General features: G+C 52.3%; 22 protein-coding genes. 6 read left to right on the forward strand and 16 right to left on the reverse strand.

Annotated features, from left to right (window positions below; translation table 11 throughout):
* Window positions 1–283 precede the first annotated feature (283 nt).
* Window positions 284–787 (reverse strand): hypothetical protein, encoded by a 504-nt coding sequence (locus tag KTE_RS29890; RefSeq protein ID WP_201387904.1) that lies wholly within the window; start codon window positions 785–787, stop codon window positions 284–286.
* 534 nt (window positions 788–1,321) lie between these two features.
* On the opposite strand from KTE_RS29890, the gene KTE_RS29895 reads away from it, so the two are divergent.
* The 5 genes from KTE_RS29895 to KTE_RS29915 all read left to right on the forward strand — a co-directional run bounded on the left by KTE_RS29895 (window position 1,322) and on the right by KTE_RS29915 (window position 5,488).
* A complete protein-coding gene (locus KTE_RS29895) occupies window positions 1,322–1,939 on the forward strand; it encodes a TetR/AcrR family transcriptional regulator (RefSeq protein ID WP_201387906.1) in 618 nt (205 codons plus the stop codon).
* 102 nt (window positions 1,940–2,041) lie between these two features.
* Entirely contained in the window at window positions 2,042–2,278 is a 237-nt protein-coding gene (locus KTE_RS29900; RefSeq protein WP_201387908.1) for a hypothetical protein, read from the forward strand.
* Between the two features lie 62 nt (window positions 2,279–2,340).
* Window positions 2,341–3,303, forward strand: coding sequence for an NAD-dependent epimerase/dehydratase family protein (locus KTE_RS29905; protein ID WP_201387910.1), 963 nt, complete (start codon window positions 2,341–2,343; stop codon window positions 3,301–3,303).
* Between the two features lie 523 nt (window positions 3,304–3,826).
* On the forward strand, window positions 3,827–4,789 hold the full coding sequence (locus KTE_RS29910) for a C39 family peptidase (protein ID WP_201387912.1): 963 nt from the start codon (window positions 3,827–3,829) through the stop codon (window positions 4,787–4,789).
* Between the two features lie 219 nt (window positions 4,790–5,008).
* Entirely contained in the window at window positions 5,009–5,488 is a 480-nt protein-coding gene (locus KTE_RS29915; protein WP_201387915.1) for a DUF1579 domain-containing protein, read from the forward strand.
* A 230-nt stretch (window positions 5,489–5,718) separates the two neighbouring features.
* On the opposite strand, the gene KTE_RS29920 is transcribed toward KTE_RS29915, so the two are convergent.
* The 8 genes from KTE_RS29920 to KTE_RS29955 form a co-directional block, all read right to left on the reverse strand.
* Window positions 5,719–6,834 (reverse strand): ABC transporter ATP-binding protein, encoded by a 1,116-nt coding sequence (locus tag KTE_RS29920; RefSeq protein ID WP_201387917.1) that lies wholly within the window; start codon window positions 6,832–6,834, stop codon window positions 5,719–5,721.
* Window positions 6,835–6,884: 50 nt separating this feature from the next.
* A complete protein-coding gene (locus KTE_RS29925; protein ID WP_201387919.1) occupies window positions 6,885–7,748 on the reverse strand; it encodes an ABC transporter permease in 864 nt (287 codons plus the stop codon).
* Window positions 7,749–7,758: 10 nt separating this feature from the next.
* Window positions 7,759–8,691 (reverse strand): ABC transporter permease subunit, encoded by a 933-nt coding sequence (locus KTE_RS29930; protein WP_236600737.1) that lies wholly within the window; start codon window positions 8,689–8,691, stop codon window positions 7,759–7,761.
* Window positions 8,692–8,790: 99 nt separating this feature from the next.
* A complete protein-coding gene (locus KTE_RS29935; RefSeq protein ID WP_201387923.1) occupies window positions 8,791–9,954 on the reverse strand; it encodes an extracellular solute-binding protein in 1,164 nt (387 codons plus the stop codon).
* Between the two features lie 541 nt (window positions 9,955–10,495).
* Window positions 10,496–11,587 (reverse strand): hypothetical protein, encoded by a 1,092-nt coding sequence (locus tag KTE_RS29940; RefSeq protein ID WP_201387925.1) that lies wholly within the window; start codon window positions 11,585–11,587, stop codon window positions 10,496–10,498.
* A 208-nt stretch (window positions 11,588–11,795) separates the two neighbouring features.
* Complete coding sequence (locus KTE_RS29945) at window positions 11,796–12,629, reverse strand: isocitrate lyase/phosphoenolpyruvate mutase family protein (protein WP_201387926.1); 834 nt, start codon at window positions 12,627–12,629, stop codon at window positions 11,796–11,798.
* Between the two features lie 198 nt (window positions 12,630–12,827).
* Window positions 12,828–13,370, reverse strand: a complete 543-nt coding sequence (locus KTE_RS29950) for a DUF4334 domain-containing protein (protein ID WP_201387928.1) — start codon at window positions 13,368–13,370, stop codon at window positions 12,828–12,830.
* A gap of 45 nt (window positions 13,371–13,415) precedes the next feature.
* Complete coding sequence (locus tag KTE_RS29955) at window positions 13,416–14,012, reverse strand: class IV adenylate cyclase (RefSeq protein ID WP_201387937.1); 597 nt, start codon at window positions 14,010–14,012, stop codon at window positions 13,416–13,418.
* A 109-nt stretch (window positions 14,013–14,121) separates the two neighbouring features.
* On the opposite strand from KTE_RS29955, the gene KTE_RS29960 reads away from it, so the two are divergent.
* A complete protein-coding gene (locus KTE_RS29960; RefSeq protein WP_201387939.1) occupies window positions 14,122–14,541 on the forward strand; it encodes an NUDIX hydrolase in 420 nt (139 codons plus the stop codon).
* A gap of 147 nt (window positions 14,542–14,688) precedes the next feature.
* Here the strand turns inward: KTE_RS29960 and KTE_RS29965 are convergent, their stop codons facing one another.
* From KTE_RS29965 to KTE_RS47990, 7 genes are all read right to left on the reverse strand, one after another.
* Window positions 14,689–17,220, reverse strand: coding sequence for a PAS domain S-box protein (locus KTE_RS29965; protein WP_201387941.1), 2,532 nt, complete (start codon window positions 17,218–17,220; stop codon window positions 14,689–14,691).
* Between the two features lie 479 nt (window positions 17,221–17,699).
* Window positions 17,700–18,884, reverse strand: a complete 1,185-nt coding sequence (locus tag KTE_RS29970; RefSeq protein ID WP_201387944.1) for a tyrosine-type recombinase/integrase — start codon at window positions 18,882–18,884, stop codon at window positions 17,700–17,702.
* Between the two features lie 132 nt (window positions 18,885–19,016).
* Entirely contained in the window at window positions 19,017–19,694 is a 678-nt protein-coding gene (locus KTE_RS29975) for a tyrosine-type recombinase/integrase (RefSeq protein ID WP_236600738.1), read from the reverse strand.
* Window positions 19,695–19,800: 106 nt separating this feature from the next.
* Complete coding sequence (locus KTE_RS29980) at window positions 19,801–20,613, reverse strand: exonuclease domain-containing protein (RefSeq protein ID WP_201387948.1); 813 nt, start codon at window positions 20,611–20,613, stop codon at window positions 19,801–19,803.
* Window positions 20,614–20,716: 103 nt separating this feature from the next.
* A complete protein-coding gene (locus KTE_RS29985) occupies window positions 20,717–21,022 on the reverse strand; it encodes a helix-turn-helix domain-containing protein (protein WP_201373172.1) in 306 nt (101 codons plus the stop codon).
* Between the two features lie 434 nt (window positions 21,023–21,456).
* Window positions 21,457–22,545, reverse strand: coding sequence for a class I SAM-dependent methyltransferase (locus tag KTE_RS29990; RefSeq protein WP_201387950.1), 1,089 nt, complete (start codon window positions 22,543–22,545; stop codon window positions 21,457–21,459).
* 240 nt (window positions 22,546–22,785) lie between these two features.
* On the reverse strand, window positions 22,786–23,184 hold the full coding sequence (locus KTE_RS47990) for a phosphoadenosine phosphosulfate reductase family protein (protein ID WP_236600739.1): 399 nt from the start codon (window positions 23,182–23,184) through the stop codon (window positions 22,786–22,788).
* Window positions 23,185–23,279: the final 95 nt, after the last annotated feature.

Here is a 23,279-nt window from a genome sequence, read left to right on the forward strand (position 1 = left end):
AGGTGTATTTTGTCTTGCATGCTCTTCCTCTTGTTCCTAACGTGGTAACGAGTGCCTCCCATGCGGGTCAAGGCCAAAGCAAGCGCGCCCACTCTCCTGGATGCGGTTCAAAGTTTTGCGGAGAGTGGTATTTTATTCTACATTGAAGAGTAACTCAGAAGAGGTACGATTTGCTGTACCACAACATTTACCCTTTGTAACGTTCTCTTGCATTGCTGGTAATATATGAGAATACACGCCCAGCGTCATGGAGATCTGGCTATGTCCTGAGATTTCTCAGCTTTTACCGCCTTCTCTTACGCTGTACAGCGGCAACGGCTTCTTTGATGGTGAGTGCGATGAGAACTAATCCTACAAGCCCAATGATACCACCAATAAACGAGAGTATGGCAGCGAAATTGCCAGCAAAGCTGTTTTTATATTTTTGGCCCTGCTGCTGAGCAAGATCCTCGTTCTTTCGATTAATGGCATTTTGAGCGTTTTCTATACGCTGCTGTTTCTGGTAGACTTTCTGTTCATCATAAGAATAAGTGCCGACTTTGGCTCCGCTGAGCAGATGGTCACACTGGTCAGTGGGAGACATTGGGCTATTGTTGCAGGTAACGGGAGCATTGGGGTTTGGATCAGTTGCTGTGACTGTCGGAATTGGTTGATAATCAGCAGCTTTTTCATGCGCATCCAGGAGAGCGGCCAGCCCGATCAGAGCCGCGGTAAGACAGAAACAGATAAGTATGGCCACGAGGCCGCAACGGAGATTTGTTTGTGGTGAAGGTTTTGCTGGTTGCATACTATCGTTACTCCTTGAGAAACCTATATACATATAATATATACACATTTGTGCATGTAATGCCACTTTGTGTTACTCACGATCCTCATAAAACCCACGCGATGCGCAACAAGCCGAGAACAAGTTGAGAGAAAAGCCAGATAATCGCTCCATTCGGCGCTCAATGGCTGCTCAAGCTCCCGCGCTGGTGATAAACTGGTTGTATACTCATGCAGAGGGAAGGAACCTTGCATCATTTCCACGAAATATTTCAGGAGCACTTGTATGTCATCAACAGCGTTCTAGGAGGCCCTTGATGCGCTCGTCTCAGCCTGCAAGCTGGTTATTTCGCGGCTCCTCTCTTTTCGCAGGCAGAGTGTATATTCAATGAACAGTTGACACGACGCCTTGAAGTCCTGGGCATTACGGTCTTTTTGCCATAGCGAGATGGCGTCGAGAAAAACAAACCATCCCATAGCAAAAAGGCTTGACTTTTGGTTTTTTCAGGAGTATGCTGTTTTCTAACAACGTTAAATTTTCAAACGAGGTTAGATAATGAGTTTGAAACAACGACGAGAACGGGAAAAGCAGGCGATGCGCCAGGGCATCCTTGAGGCGGCCCGCCAGCTGGCCCGTACGGAAGGATGGTCGGCGGTCACGATTCGCAAGATAGCGGAGCAGATCGAATACAGTCCTCCGATGGTCTATGAGTACTTTGCCAGTAAAGATGACCTGCTGCTGGAACTCTTACGCGAGGGATACCGCGACCTGGCTACAACGATGCAGCATACCTCTCACGCAACCGAGGATAGCGAGCAGCGGCTACTCAGCATTGGAAACGCCTATTGTCAGTTTGCCCGCGCATATCCAGAGTTATACCAGGTGATGAATGGCCTGGGAGGCGTTCCCTTAGAGGCACAAGAACGCATGCTTGCCGCCAGGGAGGTATGCCGGATTACCTTAGAGGCGTTAACAGCCTGGACACAGAGCAATGGAGTCACACTAGCCAATCCTGATGAGACCGTAGAGATTCTCTGGGCACTTCTGCATGGATTGGTCAGCCTGTACATCATTGATCGCTCCCAGGAAGAGGTCTTGCGAGCCGAGCGCCTGGCGCAACAAACGCTCCAAAGTCTCCTGGCCGCTTGGAGCATCTCTAAGTCGGTCCACTAGTTGTTTTCTCTGCATCTAACTTTGTTAAATTTTTATCCATAGTTAGACATATTGAGGGACGAGCCAGCAGGGAAGCCTGTCGAATCGAAAGGGATCACTGCGATGCCAACCATCTCTCTTGAGCAGTTGGAAAACCACATTCAGGAACTACAAGTATTACAGATGCTTCTGCCGCGATGCGCATGCTCCGCTACACTGGCCTCTGTTACGAGCCTGGTTCAAACCTTATGTCAGGAGTTTGGACCAGCAAGCACGCTTGAAGATACCATTCAGGTGCTGGTAGGGAGACATTTACAAATACAGATGCAGACACGAAAAACGCACGCCATGAAAGCATAGTCTTTCAATCCATCGAACATTGTTAGTTTTTTTTACATAGTAAACAAAAAAGGTAAAATTCAGTGAATACGCAGAACGAACTTCATGTCATCTTTGGAATCGGCCCGGTTGGTCTCTCACTGGCTGAGGAATTGCTCACTCGGGGGAAACGCGTGCGCCTCGTCAACCGCAGCGGGAAGGGGCAGATTCCCGCAGGTGCTGAATTGATGGCAGGCGATGCGTCCCAGCTCGCAAATGCGCAGGAACTCAGTCAAGGAGCGGCCGTCATCTATAATGCCACTCACGCCCCCTATGAGCAGTGGCCAGAGGTGCTTCCCCGCCTACAAGAAAACATGATCGAGAGCGCAGCCGCTACTGGAGCAAAATTAGTGGTGATCGATACGCTGTACCTTTATGGCGAGACACACGGGAAGCCAATGACAGAGGCCATGGCCCATACAGCCACTTCACGCAAAGGGCGTATGCGAGCACAACTGGCCTGGGGATATTTGCAAGCCCATCGTGTGGGCAAGGCTCGTGTGACTATCGGGCGAGCGGCTGACTTCTATGGACCACGCGTCCTCAATTCATCTTTAGGCCAGTATGTCTTTCCGGCAGCGCTCTCCGGTCAGCCAGTTTTGACGCTTGGCAACATCGATCTGCCTCACAGCTACAGCTATATGCCCGATATCTCCAAAGGCCTGGCCACTCTTGGAGAGCAGGATGATGCGCTGGGACGTGAATGGCTCTTACCCGTGGCTCCAACCATTACGACACGCCAGGTACTCCAGATCATTGGCCAGGAGCTTGGGCAAATTCCCCAGATCTTTAATGTGCCAACCATAGAACAAGCCAGGGCTGCTGGTATCTTCGACGAAACCTTTGCACATGAGTATACCGAGTTGTTCTATCAATATACCGAGCCCCAGATTGTCGAAAGCAGCGCCATTGAGCAGGCCTTCGGCTTACATGCGACGCCCTGGGAAGAGGCACTTCGAGCAACCATTCGCTGGTATCAAGAGCAGAGCCGCCCCTCCAATTCATAGGCGTCACGTTTACAGCACACCGCTTTATCGCTCAGTGTGAATCAGCCATCCTATAACGTGAACCAGCTCCCAACGCCGGTTCGCGTTATAGGCCAACCGCCCGCCGAGATTGAGAGTGGGCGGTTGGCGAATTGCAGGTAGAATCGCTCGATGTCGCCTGCCAGCCGCTGCCAAAGCCTTGCCAGGTGAGAATAACATGTCCCTGGCATTTGGATTTAAGCTCGCTACTTGCGTACGCGGCTACTGAGGCTGCGTCCGGCGTACGCGGCTACTACTAGTTATGCGGACGCAATAGTCGGGCCATTCTCCAATTTGGGAGGTATGGTGGTTAACATTCTTGGTTTTCCCCTGGGGCATATGGCCGTTTTTGGGGAGAAACTGGTGTATGTCCGGCATTATCGCATATACTTATTGATAGATAACGATACATACTGGAGAAATGCTAAGCGCGGCGTCATCTCCGGCGAGAGGAAACGCCGGGGCGTGCGGCGCCAGATATATAGGGATATTTAGAGGGATATTTATGTCGGCAGCTACGATGACGTCTTTTCTGGCCATGTTGATGTTGCTTATCACCGCCGTTGTGGGGGTAAGCGCCTGGCGAGAGCATAGGCATAACAGGCAGATACTTGCCACGCAGAATCGCCTCCCAGCCCATCCGCTCGACCGACATGTGACCGCTATTTTGCACCTCAACGAGGGCCAGATCGTCTCTATCGAGAGTCCAACGGCCTCGCTGCCATCAGTCGCGACGCGCTCTCCCTGGTCGACGCATAGGCGCTCGCTGGTCTCTGTAGGAGTGCTCGTGCTCTTTGGCTTAACCCTCTTTCTCCAGGTAGGCCTGGCGGGTGGGACGCTCGCGAAGTTTTCGCAGGGTACCCTGGATGGACAGTACAGCAATAGCATAAGCTATTCGCCCTCTGGGCATGTCCTGGAGCAGCCCGCGAAGACCAACCCGGGCAATCCAGGTACTAACGATCCGGTATTTCTCGACGCGAGCGCGCGCCTGGTACGCCTCGACTCCGCTGATTCCAGCCAGTACTCCACGCTCTATGAGCGCCAGACGTGGGTCTATTCCTCCTGCTCGGGCTTCGCTATGGTGATGGTCATGGATGCCTATGGACGCCACCTGATCGCCTCCGATGTGCTGCAAGAGGAGCTTAACCTGGGCGTCTGGAGCGTCGATCAGGGCCTCTTACGTGAAGAGGGCATCTCCATGACAGCCAACTACTTCGGCTTCAACACGAGCTGGGGCCACACCATGACGCTCCAGCAGGTCATCGATACCGCCAACAGCGGCAAGCCTGTGATTGTGAGCGTGCGCCACCCAACATACTATCCCTATGGGCATATCTTCGTGGTGCGCGGCGGCGATGCCCAGAACGTCTATATCGCCGATTCCGCCCCCACCAATTTCCACAGCATGTCACGCGCCATGTTCCTCGGCATGTGGCAGACCTTCAGCGCGGTCTTGACCCCCCGCTAAGTAGAGCAATTGCAAAGTTGTAGGGTCCATGCTGGCATGGACTCTTCGGCCCGTAGGCCGCTGCGTCCCCGAATGGGGAATGCCCTGCCGCTGGAGAGATCGCTTCGTTCGTAGTCCATGCCAGCATGGACCCTACAACATCTCTTAATTAGGGTCAATTCTCGCCGCATAAGCATATATACTGGGGCCATAACATCATTCGTTGGAGGAACAACACTTATGTCTGGAGTGACCGATTTCGATTTTCTTCTTGGCTCCTGGAATATTCGCAACCTGCGGCGGACAAATCCCTTCGCACCTGAGAAAGAAGGCGTATGGGAAGAGTTTCCAGCTTTTTCCACAAGTGCCAAACAGCTTGATGGCCGAGTGCGGGTCGAGCAGTATGAGGCAACCCTGCCCAATGGAGAACTTGTGCAAGGAATGACCATTCGCGCCTTCGATCAGGAGACACAGCAATGGTCGATTGTCTGGCTCGATAATCGCAATTCACCAGATTTCAGACCGCTATTGGGACATTTCGAGCACGGCGTGGGGCTTTTTTATCAAGTCATTGAATCTCCGCTTGATGGAAAGCCAGTACATATTCGCTTTATCTGGGACCAGATCACCGAGAAGAGTGCTCGCTGGCAGCAAGCCTTCTCCTTTGATGGTGGTCAGACCTGGGATACGAACTGGATTATGGACCACCAGAGACAGTAAGCTGGAAACGAGTTATTTTGCATGCGAGCACTTCACGGATGTCATCGCGCGCAAGGTGAAGGCCCGAATTAGTGGTAGGGACGCGGTAAACCGCGTCCCTACCGGTCTCTAAAGCCTCTGGATATCTTTCCACGCTCAGAACTTGTCCAGACAAAATTTGCCAGCGGAATCAGCATATCACGCCATGATATGTAGAGGCGTACTTTAGTAGCGTCGTCCTCCCACGAACCCTAAACGGCCTCTGCGGCCGCGAGATGCACTAACTCTGCATCTTTGGCATCGAGGGCTAAGACTTTGCAGGCCTGGGGAGGGAAGACAAGGCGCACCTGGCTGCCTGGTGTATAGCTTGCAGCCTGGCGCGTGGGAATATCAACCAGGAGCGTTGTGGTTTCATCGATGCTTACATGCAGGCGCGTAAACGGCCCTAGAAAGGTACGGAGGTCAATTCTTCCCGCCAGAACGTTCAGGCCATCGTGAGTGTCCTCATCAACCTGGATAGCAATATCTTCAGGGCGAACCATGATCAATACGCTCTCGCCATCGCGGAATTGAGAGAGGGAAGAGACCTTCAAGGTCCGTGTGCCAACCTGGCATAGACCCTTGGCCGCCGACTCGATGATCCCGTTGAACTGGTTACTGTTGCCGACAAAGGTTGCGGCAAAGGCTGTCTGTGGCTGATTATAGATGTTTTCGGGAGCATCCAATTGTTCAATTTTGCCTTTTGCCATCACCGCAATGCGGTCGGAGAGCGAGAGGGCCTCTTCCTGGTCATGAGTGACATAAATAGCCGTTATCTTCAGCTCTTGCTGAATACGACGGATCTCGTTACGCAGCGAGATTCTGACCTTGGCGTCAAGCGCCGAGAGCGGCTCATCAAGCAACAAGACTTTTGGCTCGACGGCCAGGGCACGCGCGAGTGCGATACGTTGTTGCTGCCCACCCGAGAGTTGATGAGGGTAGCGCTGCCCCATCTCGGCCAGTCCAACGAGTTCAAGTAATTCGGCTGCGCGTTTCTGGATAACATGCTTAGGCTGGCGTTTAATAGTCATGCCAAAACCGATATTATCCTGAGCGCTCATATGCGGGAAGAGAGCATAGGATTGAAAGACCATTCCCATCAGGCGTTTATTGGCCGGGCGGTTGGTGATATCTTCGCCATCAAGCAAGATGCTACCAGTTGTAGGCGTTTCAAAGCCCGCGATCATACGCAGGAGCGTGGTTTTACCACAACCACTCGGCCCAAGCAGGGTCAAGAACTCGCCCTGCTTAATCGACAGGTCGATGTTATCGACAGCAGCGGTATGTCCAAAGTGCTTGGATATATCTAGTAGTTCGAGAAAAGCCATATCTTATTCCTTATCTGCAAATCCATAAATCCAAAAGACACAATCCTCGTTTATCTCCCCCCGCCAATTTCAACGGTCTGTCCTTTGCCTTGAGCCCTGCTGCGCACCAGTACAAGGATGCCGAGGACACAGAGCAGCGTGATGAGAAAGCTCATAATGGTGAGTAAGGCAGCCTGGTGAGCGTTGCCCTGTCCAATCTGATTCAGATACACAGGGAAGGTATAGATGCCCGAGAGCACGGCGATAGTGAACTCACCCATAGCGGTCGAAAAGGTCAGCAAGGCTGCGCTGATGACACCCGGCCAGATATTTGGCAAGATGATAGTGAGAAAGGTGCGCCACCAGCCACATCCCAGGTTTGAGGCCGCTTCAGAGAGCACCCGTGTATTGAGCGCGCGCAGACTGTTATCGATAGGACGATAGATAAAGGGGAGAGCAATCACCACGTAGGCGAAGATCAATAGCTGTGGCGTATTAGCGATAGTGAATGGCTCATTACTCAGCATAGGAACCAGCCCGAGTGAAAGCACGTCAATCCAGGTATGGGAATCGCCAAAAACTTCCAGGTAGCCCAGCGAAAGAACGATTGGAGGCACCGCAAAAGGCAGGAGGGAGAGAAACTCCAGCAGGGGACGGGCCTGGGGTAGGCGGAGCTGCATCCAGTAAACAGTAGGCGTAATCAATATAACCGCGATAAGCGTCGATGCAATGGCTAATCCCAGCGAAAGGAGCAGCGTTTTCGCAAAATCGCCATCACTGAATACCTGCGTCAGGACACCGAGGTTGAAACGGGAACCATCGTTAAGGCCAAAAACCAGGGTCGCCCCAAGCGGAATAATAAGGTAGAGCATCACTAGAAACAGGATAATTTTATCTAATGCCAGGGAGAAACGTTTCGCCTGTTGTTGTTTCATATCACTTCCCCTACCTTCCCTGCCAGGTGCTGGCGCGACGCAACATAAACACATAGAGAGAGACAGAGATCACAAGGACAAGAATCATCCCTACGGCCAGGGCATTTCCCAGGCCTACATCGACACTCACATTGCCTGCAACCGCGAAGCTAATCAGGATCGTAACCAGGTTAATATTGCCTTGCGCCAGTGCATAAGCCGTGGCAAAGGCGCCAAAGGCGTTAGCGAAGAGCAACATCAGTGCCGCGATAAGCGATGGGAGGAGGATCGGGAACGCCACCTTACGCCAGTAGGTAAAAGTCGATGCGCCCAGATTAGTCGCCGCCTCGCGCCACACATTCCGTAAAGCGCTTAACGCGGGAACAGTGATCAGCAACATGAGCGGCAGTTCAAAATAGACGTAGGTAAGAGCCAGGCCCCAGAAGTTATACAGATTGAAACCCAGATCATAGAGATTGACATGGAACCACGTCTTAAAGAGCACCGTCACAAAGCCCGTAACCCCCAACGTCGAAACAAAGGCAAAGGCCAGGGGAACGCCCGAGAAGTTAGCGGCCAGGCTGGAAAAACCTATAAGCAGATTGCGCAACCAGCTGGTGCGCATGGTATAGACACCATAAGCCGCAATAAAGCCGATAACAACACTAATCAGCGCGGAGACCAGCGAGAGCGAGATGCTTGTCTGGAAGGCACGTAACGTGCTGGGTTGCGTGAGAATTCGCTGATAATTGTCCAGCGTAGCGGCTCCCTGATCATCCGTAAAACTGCTCTGGAGGATGACAAGGGTCGGTAGAATTTCAAACAGTAGGCAAAACACAAGGAACGGAGCCAGGCCCAACCAGCTTACCATCGAATATCCCCAACGTATGCCTGAGCGGCGCTTGACAGAGCGGCTAAGCGTGACCTGAGTTGTATCTGTGCCTGGAATAACAGGAACGTCCATCACACCACCTTCTACAAGAACATGTGAGGGGCAAGCATACATCCTGCGCCCTCACACGAGTATGAACGCTTCTCAATCGAAGAGAAGCATGAAAAGCAATTACTGCCCAAGCACCTGGGACTGCCAGTTATTGGAGAGCGCGGTCGCGGCAGCATCAAGCTTGCTGAGGTCTGTCACGAACTTCACATTAGCATACTGTTCGGCTGGTGGAAGTTTGGCCGCCAGTTCAGTTGGAACCTTGCCAGCCTTGACCAGGGACTGATAGCGAGCAGGGTGCGCATAGCCCTTCAGGTAGTTCAACTGGCCCTCATCTGAGAAGATATACTCCATCCACAGACGCGCTGCGTAGGGATCTGGGGCCGTTTTGTTGATAATGGAGACATAGGGACCGGCAATAGAGCCATCCGAGGGGATAATAACCTTTAGATTGGGCTTACCCTTGAGTTGATCGCGGAAGCCTAAGCCCAGGTAGTCCCACATGATCGCGATAGCGACCTCGCCCTTGGTGACATTGGCCAGGCTCGAACGAGCAACGGTAAAATTACCCTTTCTCTTGAGCTGAGCGAAGAAATCAATGCCTGGCTGAATGCTATCAAGGCTACCGCTCGTCGCCAACGCGGCGCTGTAGACAGAGATAAAGGCATCATTGGCTTCACGTGGATCGCCATCGATACCAACCATATTCTTATAATCGCCATTGAGCAGATCCTTGAAAGAGGTCGGCTCATTTTTTACCAGGTCTGTATTAATGATGAAGGCCTGGGCGCCCCAATACTCGGTACACCAGTTGCCCTTAGGATCCTTCAATTCAGCGGGGATATCATCCCATTTGGAATGTTTATATGGAGTCACCAGTCCCTGCTGAACAGCCTGTGGACCGAATTTAAAGCCGACATCGCCGATATCGCCATGGGGATGAAGCTTTGATTTTTTAAAGACCTCCAGCTCCTGGGCGGATGAGAACTCAGCCTCGGCCTGGTACTGCACCTTTACATACTTCGAGGTATAGGTATCCAGGATGTCTTTATAGTCGGCCCATTCGGGTGGAATGCCAATTGCTTCAAGCTTTCCCTCTTTTTTCGCTTTCTCAAGAAGCGTCTCGATAGCGATTGGCCCGGCAAGGTCAACGGAGGAGGCAGTGGTGGTTGAAGTGGCGCTACCACATGCCGCTAAAAAGGCGGAGAGAGAGGCGGCGGAGAGGCCTAATGCGCCCGCCTGTTTGAAAAATAAACGGCGAGCATAACGCTCATTCATATCTACCATAATGCATAGCTCCTGGTCTGAAAAATTGTAATGCATACTTAAGCAGCCAGGCGTTCAGTCAGGCGTCCAAGACATTCTGACTGTTGCGCAGTTGCGGGTAAGGTATACAAGACAGCAAACAGAGAGTTATCTGGTAGATACAGATTGACAGGGCAAAGAAACTCGATATCATCGAAGGCAGAGAAAAGATCTTCTTTGATACCTAGAAGACAGTGTAGTGTTGAGCTTTCAAGAATACAATAGCTATTTGTCTACATTTTTCCTACAACATACATACATTTTATCCATAATAAATTTCTTAATATATTGTTCACAGTAAAATTACCAGATATACATCTTTCTTAAAAAGTACTTAACACTAAGCATGTACATTCTAACTACAGAGAAAAAAGAGATACAGACATGACAGAGGCAAGCAGATATATATATGTTTGGTTCGTTACACGGGCCAAGAAGGGTAAAAGAGTGTGGGAAGCGGCTGTTGTTGTGCCACTTCCCACACTCCTTACCCTATTTTTGTAGGGTCCATGCTGACATGGACTTAAGGGCGCGAGGGGCGGTCGCCCGAGGCGGATTGCAGAAGATAGCGACCAGCCAGGTTCTTCAAAAGTGGATCGAGCAACGTACCGGTGGGGGCAAGGCGCAGCGGGACGCGTCTCGCCTCCGACTCACTGACGATATTCACCAGGCGCAACACCTCGCCCCGGATGCGCTGTAACTCTTGCTCTGACTGGCTAGAGCGTTGCAAGCGTGAGAGTAGCGTATTCAGCGAGACGGCAACCGTCCAGAGCACATTCTCCTGGGCAAGCGGTGCGCGCGTGGCAAAATTGCCGTTTGCCGCCTCCACCAGTGCCCGCTGAATCTGCTGAATGCCAACCTCCAGGTCACGCTTCTGCTCGGCTAGCGCGAGCTGCAAACGCTCAACCTCCTCGATACGGTCTACGCGCTTAAAGGCTCGTAGGGCGCCGCGCACCCATAAGTAGGTCACGACCGCAACGACAATCTGCAAAGCGATGGGGCGCACAAGCAGGGTATACGACATTATAAGCCAGAAATGTTCGAGATCGGGGGCGTGCGGTTGCAGGAGGATATCTCCCCAAATGCAGCCAATATTGAGGGCAGCCACAAAAAAGACGCTGCTCGGCGGGAGCAGCGAGACCGCCACCAGTTCTGAGAAGACGAGCAGGTCAAACGTAAGAAAGCCATTCATGTCCAACATGCCACTTGGCGAGGTAATCAGGTTGAGCATAATGGCCGCATTCACCGTAATCACGCTTAGTATTCCTACCAGGGTCACATGTCCCAGGCGATTGAGGAAGAGAACCAGTAAGCAAATCCCAATAGCGGTCAGAATAATGGGAAATAACAGGGGATTTTTAGCGAGGAGTGCGAGTCGGATAAAAGAGACAAGGACAACAAGCATAAGGAGAAGGATAAGGCTGGCGAGACGAGATCGGCGAAGCTTATCCTGCACGGCAAAAGAGGTTTTGGCCTCTGGATCAGTGGGAGTGGCAACCTGGTACCACCAGTTTAATGGTTTCATAGAGCCGGTCGGCTGGGCCGGTTGAGAAGAAACAGTTTTCCATACATCGTTGTTCTTGTCTTCAAAAGGAGACAAATTTTTGCTATCCATGCGAGCGAAGCTCCTACGCCACAAGGCTATGTCTATGCCTATTAATTTACAGAAAAAGCGCTTTTTCTACACCTCACCTATTTTGCTATATATTTGTATATAAAACAAGGGAGCGTAGTACTATTTGAGGGGTAGAATTTAAGGGGTGCTGAACAAAAAGAGGCGCAGAAGGGGAATCCTTCTGCGCCTCTTTTTGTTCAGCACACTATTAAGAAACTGAAAACAGGGCCGCGGACTCGGCAAAGCCATAAAAATAGCGGTTCATGGTTTCGTAGGTGCCCTGTTCGTGGAGCTCGTTGGCAATAGTGCGCACCAGGCCCATGGTCGAAAGCATGGCGTTGTGGCCAATACTGATACGCGCTACGCCCAGTTGAAAGAGTTCGGGTGCGGATGGTCCGCCAGGAAGCGAGAGAAGGTTGAGCGGGACGGGAATTTCGCGCACCAGGATCTGGATAATTTCCGGGTCGAGGAGCAGGGGAACAAAGATGCTATCGGCACCTGCCTTAATATAAGCCCTGGCACGCTGGATAGTTTCCTCCAGGCGCGCCTCTCCCTCACCTACCTGCGCCAGGTAAGTATCGGTACGCGCATTGATAACCAGGGGGAGACCAGCATGATCCGCCACTTCACGTGCGGCTGCGATGCGCTCCACCTGCGCCTCTAACGGGAAGAGTGGATGTGTGGAATTGCCAGTATTGTCCTCAAGATTAATGCCGACTGCCCCGGCTTCAATAACACCTTGAACGGTGTCCGCCACGTCCCTGGGCGCTGGCCCATAGCCAGCCTCAATATCCGCGCTCACCGGAACCTGAACAACTGAGACCATACGTGCGATAACCTGGAGCATCTCCTCACGCTTCATCCGCTCCCCATCGGGATAACCATAGCTAAAGGCAATACCCGCGCTTGTGGTGCCTATGGCGGAAAACCCTGCCTCTTCAAAGAGGCGCGCGCTCGCCGCGTCCCAGGCATTAGGCAGTAGTAACGAGGAGCCACGCTGCTGTAAGCGTAGAAGTAATTCCGCTTTTTCACGTTGTGTCATATTAGCTTCTATCCCTCCGCAATTAATATATTGTAAGTTTATTGTTGCTTTGATGACATCATTCTACGCGAAAATCTGCATGCTTGCTGGCGGTTTTCGGACATATACACCGAGACACACTATTAAACAGTATGAACAAGAAGAACCAATATAGGTCCGACGCGTACATAAGTAGCATCGGGCCTATACTATAAACGGCTATTTGTCGCGGTGCAGTTTAAAAAAGAAGGGTTGCTCCATGCCTTTGAAGTCCATGATGCCCAGAAGCGTGTCTTGATCAATGAGGCGGAAGGTGTCGCAGATCGGCAGGTTGTCATAGAGCATGGAGGCGCTGACTTTGCCGCGATACTCCACCATGCGCACACGCGCCTTCGCCTGGCGGGTCTGCAAGAGGAAGCGCGTCATAATTATCAACTGGCGCGTTAGTTTGTTGCGTGGAAAGGGCAATTTGAGCACAAGAGAAAGGGGCAGGCGCTTGGGATCGATGGCGAAGATCTGGTTATGGTTATCAGAAAATAAGAGAGGGTGAACATGGTCGCGATCAATAAACTCTTTGCCGTACCAGCCAAAGGCCTCCAGCATCCCATCCATAGGGTGATGGGTGGAGACCTCGCTCCCACGCCACCTGCCCAGCATGGTCTCGATCTCGACACCTGGCAGGGCGTCGCACAATTCAAGCGCCTCTTGCAGGCTCATACGATCCTGGTATGCGCGCTCTCGCAGCGCGTCTGCTTCTGTCATCGGATACTCCATCCCGCTACTTGCGTACGCGGCTACTGTACGCGGCTACTGGTTTATGTAGTGGTTGAATTCATGGCATGAGTCTTCGGTGAAGGCCAGGTTAGAGATTTGCCGGGTGATGACCTCTCGCGAGATATTATATCGCCGGGCATAGAGCTGGTCGATGGAGCCAAAGATGGCCTCCTCGTAGGGCAGCTGGAGGTGGGCGCAGGCATCTCGTACGGTCTGCTCAGATGGTCCCTCGACCTCAACAAAGGGCTCTAAGAACGGCCAGGTATCAAGGGTAATTTGCACGCCATCCAGGTCCCATAACTCACGCTTGCTCTCCTGGTAGGCACGTCTGCGACATCCCAACATACTCAGTAACACTGATGTTTGCTCAAAATCGTTGACTTCGATTTCGAGCTCTTGCTGTAGTTCGATGGCCTGACCTGTGATAGCTTTCAGCGTCAGGGTAATCCGATCTCCCTCGTGTCGTAGACGCAACCATGCGCCAGGAATATCCTGTCCCTCTGGCAGGTCAAACACGTAACGCTTCTGGAGAAATTCTTCGCGCTCCAGCCGGGCCCGACATTGTTTAAGGCGCTGGCGTATCTCCTCCAAATCGACATCAGGAAATGTGGCCTCATATTCAGTACGCATGGCTCTCGCTTTCTTGTTAAAAAAATAGCGGAGGTGAGAGAGCAACTTGTGATATACAAGCGGCTTCTTCATGATACAATAGGGGACACAAAAGTTGAAAGGCATCGATATGACATCGACATCTACCAGACCGCGGGCTGCTGCCGCGGTTCTCCGCAATCAAAACCAGGAAATTCTGCTAGTAAAGCATCGGTGGCGTGACGGAAGCTCTTCATGGATCTTACCAGGGGGTGGACTCTTGCCACAAGAGAAGCCTGAAGAGGCTGCGTTACGTGAGTTGGAAGAGGAGACGGGCTTGAAAGGAAGAGTTCTCCGTTTCCTTTTCACGCTCCCCTACGATTTAGGCACGTCGGAGGTCTTTCTCGTTGAAATTGATGCTCAGGCGGAAGTTACGCTGGGATATGATCCAGAAGATGCAGAGGCGGAGCACAAAATGCTAGAGGATGTGGCATGGTTCCCAGTTGAGGCCGTCTCTGATAGCCCTGAGGTACAACGGGTGCTTACCTGTCTGCATGAAGGTCAAATGTAATCTCCTTCAAATACACCAGCTTCCCCAAATAAGACAGAAGGTGTTATCTATTTTTACTCTTTTCTCGCTATTTAAACAAGCGCCTTCCGCCACCATCAAGGCGAGAGATAACGTGTGTGATGCACTTGCGTGGCGTGCTTTCCACGCTCAGGCATCTCTCTTGAGGGGAAAGGCCACCGTAAAGGTCGAGCCTTTCCCGACGTCGCTGTCCACCGTGATGGTTCCCCCATGACCCTTGACGATCTCCGACACAATGTACAACCCCATACCCAGGCCGTGGATCGCCTTCTGCTTCGGATCAGTGACCCGATAGAAGCGGTCAAAAATCTTGTCGCGCTGCTCTCGCGGGATACCCAGGCCATGATCGCGGACCCGAATGGTCGCTGACTCAGGGGAGGTGAAGAGATCCATCTCGACGGTCTGGGCATCTGGAGAATACTTAATGGCATTGCTGATCAGGTTGGTGAAGACCTGTTCCAGCCGGTCTCGATCTCCAAGCAGGTTGGTCTGCACCGCGCCACGCATCAGGATGCGATGACTGGGATGGGTCTGCTGCATGGTATCGACAATTTCTCGCAGCAACGCGTCGAGATCCACCGTTTCCTGGACATACTCCAGTCTGCCTGCCTGGATCTTGGAGACATCCAGCAACTCTTCTACCAGCCTTGTGAGTGTGTTGATCTGGGTCTGCATGCTGGAAAGAGCCGAAGCCGAGGTGCCTTGCCTGGCCAGTTGCCTGTGCAGCAAGATGGTCTGTAGTTTCAAAGTAGCCAGGGGATTCCTCAGTTCATGGCTGGCCATGCTGATAAAGTCATCCTTGCGTTGCTCGAGTTCCTTGCGCGCGGTGTTATCCAGCACAAAGCCGATCGCTTGGCATGGGTGATGCTGTAAGATCACCCCACCCACGAGCACTGGAAGGCGACTACCATCTTTACACACGTACTCTTTCTCATAGGGCGTTATCGACTGCTGCGCGGCAAGCTCCTGATGGGCCTCTAAGGTCCGAGCTAGATAGTCTGGAGGGGTCATGTGCAACCAGTTCATGCGCCCTTCCCGTAGGTCTTCCTGGGTATAGCCGGTCATGCGCAGAAAGGTGTCATTAGCGTCCACAATCCGATCGCCTTCGTCGACAAAGATCCCGATAATGTTGGAGTTCATCAAGACGCTCACGCGCTCCTGACTCTGGCGTAAGGCTTCCTCCGTCAGTTTCTGCTCCTCGATGTCGGTAGCAGTCCCAAACCATTTCAGGATCATCCCCTGATCATCTCTGTGTGGCACTCCTCTGACAAGGAACCAGCGATACTCCCCGGTCGTGCCATGGCGCAGGCGCTGTTCCGCTTCATAGGGCCTGCCGGTCTGGACGGCACGCTGCCACCTCTCCAGGACGCGCTGTTGGTCATCGGGGTGGATGGCCTGGAGCCAGTCATCCCCTTGAGATTGTTCAGAAGTCATATTGGTATAGTCGTACCAGCGTTGGTTACAATATTCAGCAGAACCATCGGGGCGCATCATCCAGACGATTTGGGGGATGGCATCGGCCAGAACACGGATTTCGTCTTCGGCCTGCTTTTTGTCATGTATATCGGTGCAGGTGCCAACATATTTGAGGATCGTGCCCTGGGCATCTGTGTAGGGCGTAGCTTGCATCAGGAACCAGCGATACTCCCCGGTCGTGCCATGGCGCAGGCGCTGTTCCGCTTCATAGGGCCTGCCGGTCTGGACGGCGCGCTGCCATGTCTCCAGGACGCGTTGCCGGTCCTCAGGATACGTACACTGCATCCATCCATCCCCCTCGACCTCCTCGGCGCTCAGGCCGGTATAGTCGCGCCAGCGTTGATTATAAAAATCGACAGAGCCGTCTGGTCGCCCGGTCCAGACCAACTGGGGAATGGCATCGATGAGGGCATGGATTTCTGCTTCGGCTCGCTTGCGCGCGGTGATGTCGGTCCCGACATAGACGAGGTACTCGACGTGGTGATCCACGTCCCTATGGGGCGTGATCGTTGCCTCAAGGTGAAGGTCCATCCCCTCCCTAGGATGAACCAGCGTCTCGAAACGCACCGTTTCTCCCCTGCTGGCACGTGTGATGGCTGCGCGTAATTGATCTTGACTCGCGGGATAAAAGGTCCACCAGGGGGTTTGGGCAAACGGCTGGCCAATCACCTCCTCGCGTCGGATCTGCGCATCTGCTAACGGAGCCTCATTGATGTCCAACAAGATCCCCTCGGGCGTGAGAAATCCGACTCCGACATACATGTTCTCCAGGACATCAGCGGCGAGGTGTTCGTCTGGGGAAGACGTCTCTTGGCGTCGTGTTGGTGCTCTTTTCTCGTGGACATGCAACACCAGCCCCCCAGCGGTCGGAACGAGTTGCACATGCAACCAGTTCTGGGTGACGGGAGAAATATACTCCACTTCGGTTGGTTCCCGGGCCTGTCTGGCCTTGCGCACTGCTTGATAGAGCGTGGTGTTCACCAGGTGAGGAGCACCACGCCAGAAGCTGTTCCCGACAAGTGCCTCTGGTGTGGCGCCTGGCATGGCCTGCGCGCTCGCATTGGCATACACGATCTTCTCGGTGCCATCGATGACAAATAAGGCACCAGGAAGCGCTTCAAGAATGTGGAGGAGCGTCTCACACGACCCAGGAGTGGCACGCTCGGTCTGCTTGGCATTCGACATATAGAGGTCCCCTATCCTTTTCACACGCCCCTATCCCTGGTAGTGAAGATGTGTCCCTGCTCTCACCTCAAAAAACCCAGTAAAATTATGCGATAGATGCGAAAAACAAGCAAGCAGTACTGTACTACAATACTGCTCCAGTTATCCCGGTGAAATAGCTCGTCTGTCTGGGGATTGCCAAGCCAGCAGAGGCGAAAGTTATCGTTGCCCGCCAGGCTCAAACAATGCAGGCGCACCTATGCATGTTCAATCGCCTACCAATCTCGCAAGGAGGGCAACCCTCAGGTACGCTTATCATTCGCCAAAATTTGGTCAGAGGCAATTCCTCCCTCTTTTGTGCAAATAAAACAGAAGGTGTCATCTATTTTCACTCTTTCCCTACCATTTAAAGCGGCTCCTCACCTCATTTTGCTGGTGTCGACTCTCGAAGTTTTAAAGAGTTGACACCAATAATGACACCAAAACGCCCCGAAAAACGCTCAAATTAGCCCTTCAAACAGGGTATTGAGTTTTTCCGCAACCTCCGCTTGCATGGTGGGGAGAATATGAGAATAGGTGCTCATAGTGGTGTCGATATTCTCGTGACCGAGGATTTCCTGTACCAGCCTTGGGTGAATACCCAGGCTTAAGAGTAGTGTCGCGACCCCATGCCGCAGGTCGTGGATGTGCACCTTTGGGAGCTCGGCCTTTTTCAGCAGCGAGTAGAAATGGGCAATAACAGTTGGTTTCAAGAGATACCCGCCTACGCGCGTGCAGAAAACCAGATCGCGCTCTTCCCACGTATCGCCAGCCCTGAGCCTCTCCTGGAGTTGCCGGGTTCTCTGTTCCTTCAGAGCGTCGACGGCGAAACGCGTTAGCAAGATTTTGCGCTTGCTCCGTTTTGTTTTCGGCTCTCCTTCGACGAAATGGCAAACGCCATTCGCATCAGCGAGGTAGTTCACATTCCTCTGCACGGAGACGCTCATCTCCTGAAAATTGAAGTCGCTCCAGTGCAGGGCCAGTAATTCCCCGTGACGCATTCCCGTTGTGAGGGCCAGAATAAAAAAAGCTTCGAGGCGATCCCCCTGGATAGCCTGCAAAAACTTCTGTATTTGCTCTATCGAGAGAGGCTGTACGCGACGCGCGGATTCTTTGGGGACCGTAACGTGCTCGGAGACATTGTGCGTAACAAGCCGCCAGCGCACAGCGTTGGCGAGCGCATTATGGATAACCTTGTGCATGGACGTGACAGAGCTCGCAGACTGGCCCTCCTCCAGTTTGCGCGTGTAGAAGGTCTGGATCTGCTGCGCCGTTAGCTTCTGAAGCTGGATGTGCCCCAACGCGGGAAGAATATGGTTCTTAAGAAGCCCGTGGTAGCGAGCATAGCTACTCGGTCGAAGGGTTGGCTTATGTACCTCTTCCAGCCACTGTGTTAAGTACTTGCCCACTGTTTGTTTCGGGCCTGTCGCGAGCACGCCCTGTTTCTGCTCAAATAGAGCCTGCTGAAGCTTTTCGTAGGCCTCATCTTCGCTTTGGGCATACAGTTCCTTATAGCGCCCGGTCTCCTCGACCTTAAACTTTGCGACCCACCGACCATCACCTGCCCGTTGGTAAACGGACCAGTTGCCGGGCAGAACCTTCCTGCGCCGTTTAGAACCCTTACCGTCTTTCTTCCTGCTTGCCATAACGACCTCGCTTTCACCTTTGATGGGGTCTTTGTTGCTAAATCCTGCTGAAAACCTCAAGAAGCCTCTGTTTGAGGTTAGGCTATAAGATAGCAAAGAGGCTTCCCTGGGCGTTGTGTGCGCGTTTTTTGCTTACTCTTTTTCGCCTTCATTGTGGAGAAAATCAAGAATTCTTTGTATCGCATTCTCATAGTGGTCGAGCGTGATAGGTGCTATGGATATCGTGGAGGTATCGCGCCAACTGACTCCTAACATGCTCTGTACCACTCTGGGCTCGGCTCCAAGCATCAGCAGCAAAGAGATGGTCGTATTACGCACAGCGTGAAACGGGGTGGAAGGAAGGTTCGCCTCTTCCAGGGCCTGCTGAAAACACTGGCTGAGGCGATAAGGTGAGAGATAGTTTCCCCTCTCGTTGGGAAAGACGAGGCCCCTTTCTTCCCACTCCTCACCGGCCTGCTGGCGTACCTCGTGTTGCACTTGCTGATGGCGTTGGAGGTGTTGTACGAGCAAAGCGGGAAGTTTGATTGCTCGCTGGTGAAGAGGCGCGCACTCCCGTTCTAAGAAGTCACTTTTCGGGAAGAGCGATACGCTCCGATGAATGGAGAGGGCTCGCGTTTCCATCTCCAGGTCTTGCCAGTGCAGGCCGAGCAGTTCTCCCCGTCGTAGGCCTGTGCTGAGTGCTACCAGAAACAATAGGCCGATCCCCTCCTTTTCCGCGGCCTCCTGCAAAGAATAAAGCTCGTTTCTTGTAAACACCCTCACCAAGTTTCTCGTTTGTGGGCCACGTGCTCTCTTCTTCGGTTCTGTCATTCTCTTGTTCCTCTTGTTCTTTCTGAAGCTGAGAGCCACGTACAGAATGATCTTGTACGTGGCTCTCAGCTTCTTTTTTCAATGGTAGACGGCATTCATGTTGCTTTTAAAAAGGATGGTCGCCAGTCTCGAAAGGGTGATCCTCGCTATTTTCCGAGCCAAGTGCTTGCGTCACCGTGCTGCACGAGGTGACCGCATTCGCCATGGCTTGCAGGGTGTGTAGCTGTCCCCTGGCTCGGTCAATCCCTGTCTGATAAGGGCGTTCAGGAAGTGGATGTCCGATATGTGTGCAGGCATCTGCCAGCTTGATGTAGTTATCATTCAGAAAATGCCCCAGGTGCGGGCGGAGATCCTCACCAATAAAATTCATGCGAGGGAGCTGCTCACGGAGGGCTGTCTCGTTGAGCTTCTCCCGGTCAAAATCCTGCGCGAAGCTCACGATATAGCGACCCTGAAGATACTGCTCGATCCGTGGCCAGGCCTCGTGAATCGAGGGGGCGTGCTCCAGATCCTCATTGCGCAACCCGTTGATCTCGCTAAGATGTGGCGTGAGAGGATGCTTGGGCTTGATCAGGATGTCCTCAATGAGGGTGCCCGTGCGATCTAGAAGCGTCACGCGTACGATCTCGGCGTCTTCGGAGAGACCCGTGGTATCAATCTCCAGGAAGGCCAGGTTCGGCAGGGCAAGCACCGCATTTGCCCAGAGGACTTCTCGCTCTGGCGGGAGAGCTGGCAGAGACCGAACGATTCGCTGAAGTCTTTGCAACTCACTCTCCATGTATTGCAACCCCTCGTACAAGCTCGCTCGTAACTGCACACGCTCTTGCAAGTCCTGATAGCTTTGTACAGGTCCTTTGGCGCGTTCATCGGCGACACCAGTACCCAGAGTGACAACAATAGAATCCAGACTTTTAGACATAGAGAGGTTCCTTTCTGGTCTGAGACCACAAAACTTATAAAGAAACAGGCGAGACCAGATGAGGCATACCTCGTCTCGTCTCGCCTTTACAGAGGGGAAGGGCCTACACAACACCGCGCGTCTCTAGCTCTTTGAGCCAGGCAATGAGTGAAGAGAGCATGACGCGACGCACGCCATCACTCAGTTTGACCGAGGGAAGGCCGTCTCGGAGGTAGTCATAGACTTTAGGACGCCCAACGCCCAGATATTGCGCTGTCTGCTCAATGGTAAGCGCACGCTCCTGGCCAATATCGAAGGGTGGTTGTTGGGGCGTAACATCAGTAGCGCTCTCTTTCTTCTTGCGACCACGTCGGGTTTTCTCTGAGGTGCTAGAGGAAACAGGTGCTACAGGTATCAAAGCACGCGACATAGGTGTTTCTCCTTCTGAACTATTCGCTTAAAGAGCAGGGAATAACGCCAAATCGAAACCGGAGGAGCGCGTGTTACTAGACCGCGCCCCAACAGTGTCGCTTGTTAACAATTTCAATATGCTGGTCCTGATCTGGTCGAGTACGAAGCGGTGCATCAACAGCAGGTTTTGACTCTTCACTAAAGGGGAGAAAACCTATACCATCGACTATCCATGCAACCAGAGCACACAATGACTGCTATTCTAACTGGATTATTTCTTTCTCCATATCAGCCTCCATAAGAAAAGCTCTTATAACACCAGCTATAAGAGCTTGAAATCTAGACAAACATCATTTTGAGTTGTAAGGGTGGTAGCGACTTGTAGTGGGGTGTGGATCGAAACGAGAGTAACCAATCACGCGGCTACTCGTGATTGCAGACAAAGCGTGATGGTTAAAGACTCCCTCCCTTCTCTACGACAAGCCAGCAATAGTCGCTCAGCTGTTTGAAGCCTAATATGGAGTAAGGGATTTCTGGTTGCTCGTGTTCTAGAAGATAGCGCAGACTCTCAGGGCGCTTAGCATAGAAGCGTTTTACACAACGCAATGCGCTTTCCCTGGATCGGAAACGTACCATTGGCTCTTGAAGTGGGGGGAATGATTGGTACTGAAAGCCATGACTGGCAAACCAATGATAATCCTGTGGTAGTGGCCAAATCATCACAATTTTGCCACCCGCTTTCGTCACACGCCACAATTCGGCCAATCCAGACTCGCCTCCCTGGGCTTCCTTTGGCTGGAACGCTGAGCAAGATAGGGCCAGATCGACGCTATCATTTTCCAGCGGCAAGTGATCAAAACTCCCCTGACGTAAGATCACACGCTCAGATTCTCCTTCGTCGAACAGCCTGTGTTCCAGAATACGCAATAACTCTGGAGCAGGATCTACCGCGTAGACCAGCCTTGCTCCATGGCGTAAACACTCAAAGGTAGCACGCCCACTCCCTGCTGCAGCATCAAGGACGATGTGATGATGTATATCAGGCTCCAACTGCTCGAAGATGCTTGGATGCAATAACTCACCTTCTGTTAACTCGTGGTACCATTGAGGGGTTTTCCAGTAGGTCAAATCCCAGAAGAGCACATTGAGCACATATTCACGGGCTTGACGGATCTGATCGTCTGATATCGGGAGGAGCAATATTGTTCGAAAGTAGGCTTGTTGCTCAGTTGGAAGAGAGTATTCGATACGCTTGATTATGACATCTGATACGCCGTGGAGACTTTGAGCAAGGCGCGTCACTTCTAGTTCCGTTCCTCTACTTGCCAGCAAGCGGTGTAAGGTGGAGTCATCAAAGACCATAATATCTTCGATATGGAAAGGATTCTCGAAGAGTGAACCCATTTTCGGCTCTTCACTCGCATCTTCTAAAAAAGGCCATGTATCCATTTCTGCTCCTTTTTCTCTGTTTCTCTTAGAGGGTGCCTTAAGCTGGATTTCATGGGAGAGATTTGTGTAAGCAAAATATGCAGTATGCAACAAAGTAATATATTTCTTCTGCTCACAGCACTCGCAAGCATCTCATCTTCCATATGCTCCAGTGAAATTTACAATTTTCTCATCTCAAGACATGCTCTTATGATAGCAGAAGCGAATAGTGCTTTTAGGGGTAGAAGAGGGACAATTCATCTCTTTGCAGACCTCAAACTTTCTGAGCGCTGCTGTAGATTGATCTTGCCTCCAAAGCCCTTATAGCACCATCTATAAGGGCTGGATATATCTTTACGCCAACATCTCAGCAAGGGCGAGTCCATGCTGGATCGTGTGTCCTGTCTTCGCTTCAATGGCTAACGCTCGTTCCATAACTGCCCGGCCCTCCTGGGTGTAGTAGCCAGTGCGCAGCTGCTCAGGACTCTTGAGAAAGCACATCACACATGACATCCGGGGGCCGCCCTCCACGTCTGTTTCATACATGTCCTGCTTGGTCATGCCCTGGAGCTCATAACAGTAGTGAGGCTCGACCTGACAGGCTCGCATCTTTTGAAAGACCTCAATCCGTCGCCAGGAAAGCACAGGACGCCATTCATACATCCACCGCTGCTTCAGGCCAGAACGTTCACGCCAGACAGGCAACTTTGCCCGTCCACGAGACTCTAAGGCCCGCTCACCCAGACAGGTCACTGGATGATCACCCAGCAGGTAAGCATTGGCCCTGGCCCAGGAGTTGAAGTTATCGCGCTTAAAGTAGGATGTACAGAAGCGAACCGAAAGAGAGG

The organism is Ktedonobacter sp. SOSP1-85, from assembly GCF_016587415.1.
GTDB lineage: Bacteria > Chloroflexota > Ktedonobacteria > Ktedonobacterales > Ktedonobacteraceae > Ktedonobacter.

Excerpts from the sequence above, each read along its gene's own strand:
- KTE_RS29985 (WP_201373172.1), bottom strand. The coding sequence starts at position 21,022 with ATGTCGCGTGCTTTGATACCTGTAGCACCTGTTTCCTCTAGCACCTCA.
- KTE_RS29960 (WP_201387939.1), top strand. The coding sequence starts at position 14,122 with ATGACATCGACATCTACCAGACCGCGGGCTGCTGCCGCGGTTCTCCGC.
- KTE_RS29920 (WP_201387917.1), bottom strand. The coding sequence starts at position 6,834 with ATGGCTTTTCTCGAACTACTAGATATATCCAAGCACTTTGGACATACC.
- KTE_RS29890 (WP_201387904.1), bottom strand. The coding sequence starts at position 787 with ATGCAACCAGCAAAACCTTCACCACAAACAAATCTCCGTTGCGGCCTC.
- KTE_RS29935 (WP_201387923.1), bottom strand. The coding sequence starts at position 9,954 with ATGGTAGATATGAATGAGCGTTATGCTCGCCGTTTATTTTTCAAACAG.
- KTE_RS29915 (WP_201387915.1), top strand. The coding sequence starts at position 5,009 with ATGTCTGGAGTGACCGATTTCGATTTTCTTCTTGGCTCCTGGAATATT.
- KTE_RS29965 (WP_201387941.1), bottom strand. The coding sequence starts at position 17,220 with ATGTCGAATGCCAAGCAGACCGAGCGTGCCACTCCTGGGTCGTGTGAG.
- KTE_RS29930 (WP_236600737.1), bottom strand. The coding sequence starts at position 8,691 with ATGGACGTTCCTGTTATTCCAGGCACAGATACAACTCAGGTCACGCTT.
- KTE_RS29940 (WP_201387925.1), bottom strand. The coding sequence starts at position 11,587 with ATGGATAGCAAAAATTTGTCTCCTTTTGAAGACAAGAACAACGATGTA.
- KTE_RS29895 (WP_201387906.1), top strand. The coding sequence starts at position 1,322 with ATGAGTTTGAAACAACGACGAGAACGGGAAAAGCAGGCGATGCGCCAG.
- KTE_RS29975 (WP_236600738.1), bottom strand. The coding sequence starts at position 19,694 with ATGACAGAACCGAAGAAGAGAGCACGTGGCCCACAAACGAGAAACTTG.
- KTE_RS29945 (WP_201387926.1), bottom strand. The coding sequence starts at position 12,629 with ATGACACAACGTGAAAAAGCGGAATTACTTCTACGCTTACAGCAGCGT.
- KTE_RS29900 (WP_201387908.1), top strand. The coding sequence starts at position 2,042 with ATGCCAACCATCTCTCTTGAGCAGTTGGAAAACCACATTCAGGAACTA.
- KTE_RS29980 (WP_201387948.1), bottom strand. The coding sequence starts at position 20,613 with ATGTCTAAAAGTCTGGATTCTATTGTTGTCACTCTGGGTACTGGTGTC.
- KTE_RS29910 (WP_201387912.1), top strand. The coding sequence starts at position 3,827 with ATGTCGGCAGCTACGATGACGTCTTTTCTGGCCATGTTGATGTTGCTT.
- KTE_RS29925 (WP_201387919.1), bottom strand. The coding sequence starts at position 7,748 with ATGAAACAACAACAGGCGAAACGTTTCTCCCTGGCATTAGATAAAATT.
- KTE_RS29970 (WP_201387944.1), bottom strand. The coding sequence starts at position 18,884 with ATGGCAAGCAGGAAGAAAGACGGTAAGGGTTCTAAACGGCGCAGGAAG.
- KTE_RS29955 (WP_201387937.1), bottom strand. The coding sequence starts at position 14,012 with ATGCGTACTGAATATGAGGCCACATTTCCTGATGTCGATTTGGAGGAG.
- KTE_RS29950 (WP_201387928.1), bottom strand. The coding sequence starts at position 13,370 with ATGACAGAAGCAGACGCGCTGCGAGAGCGCGCATACCAGGATCGTATG.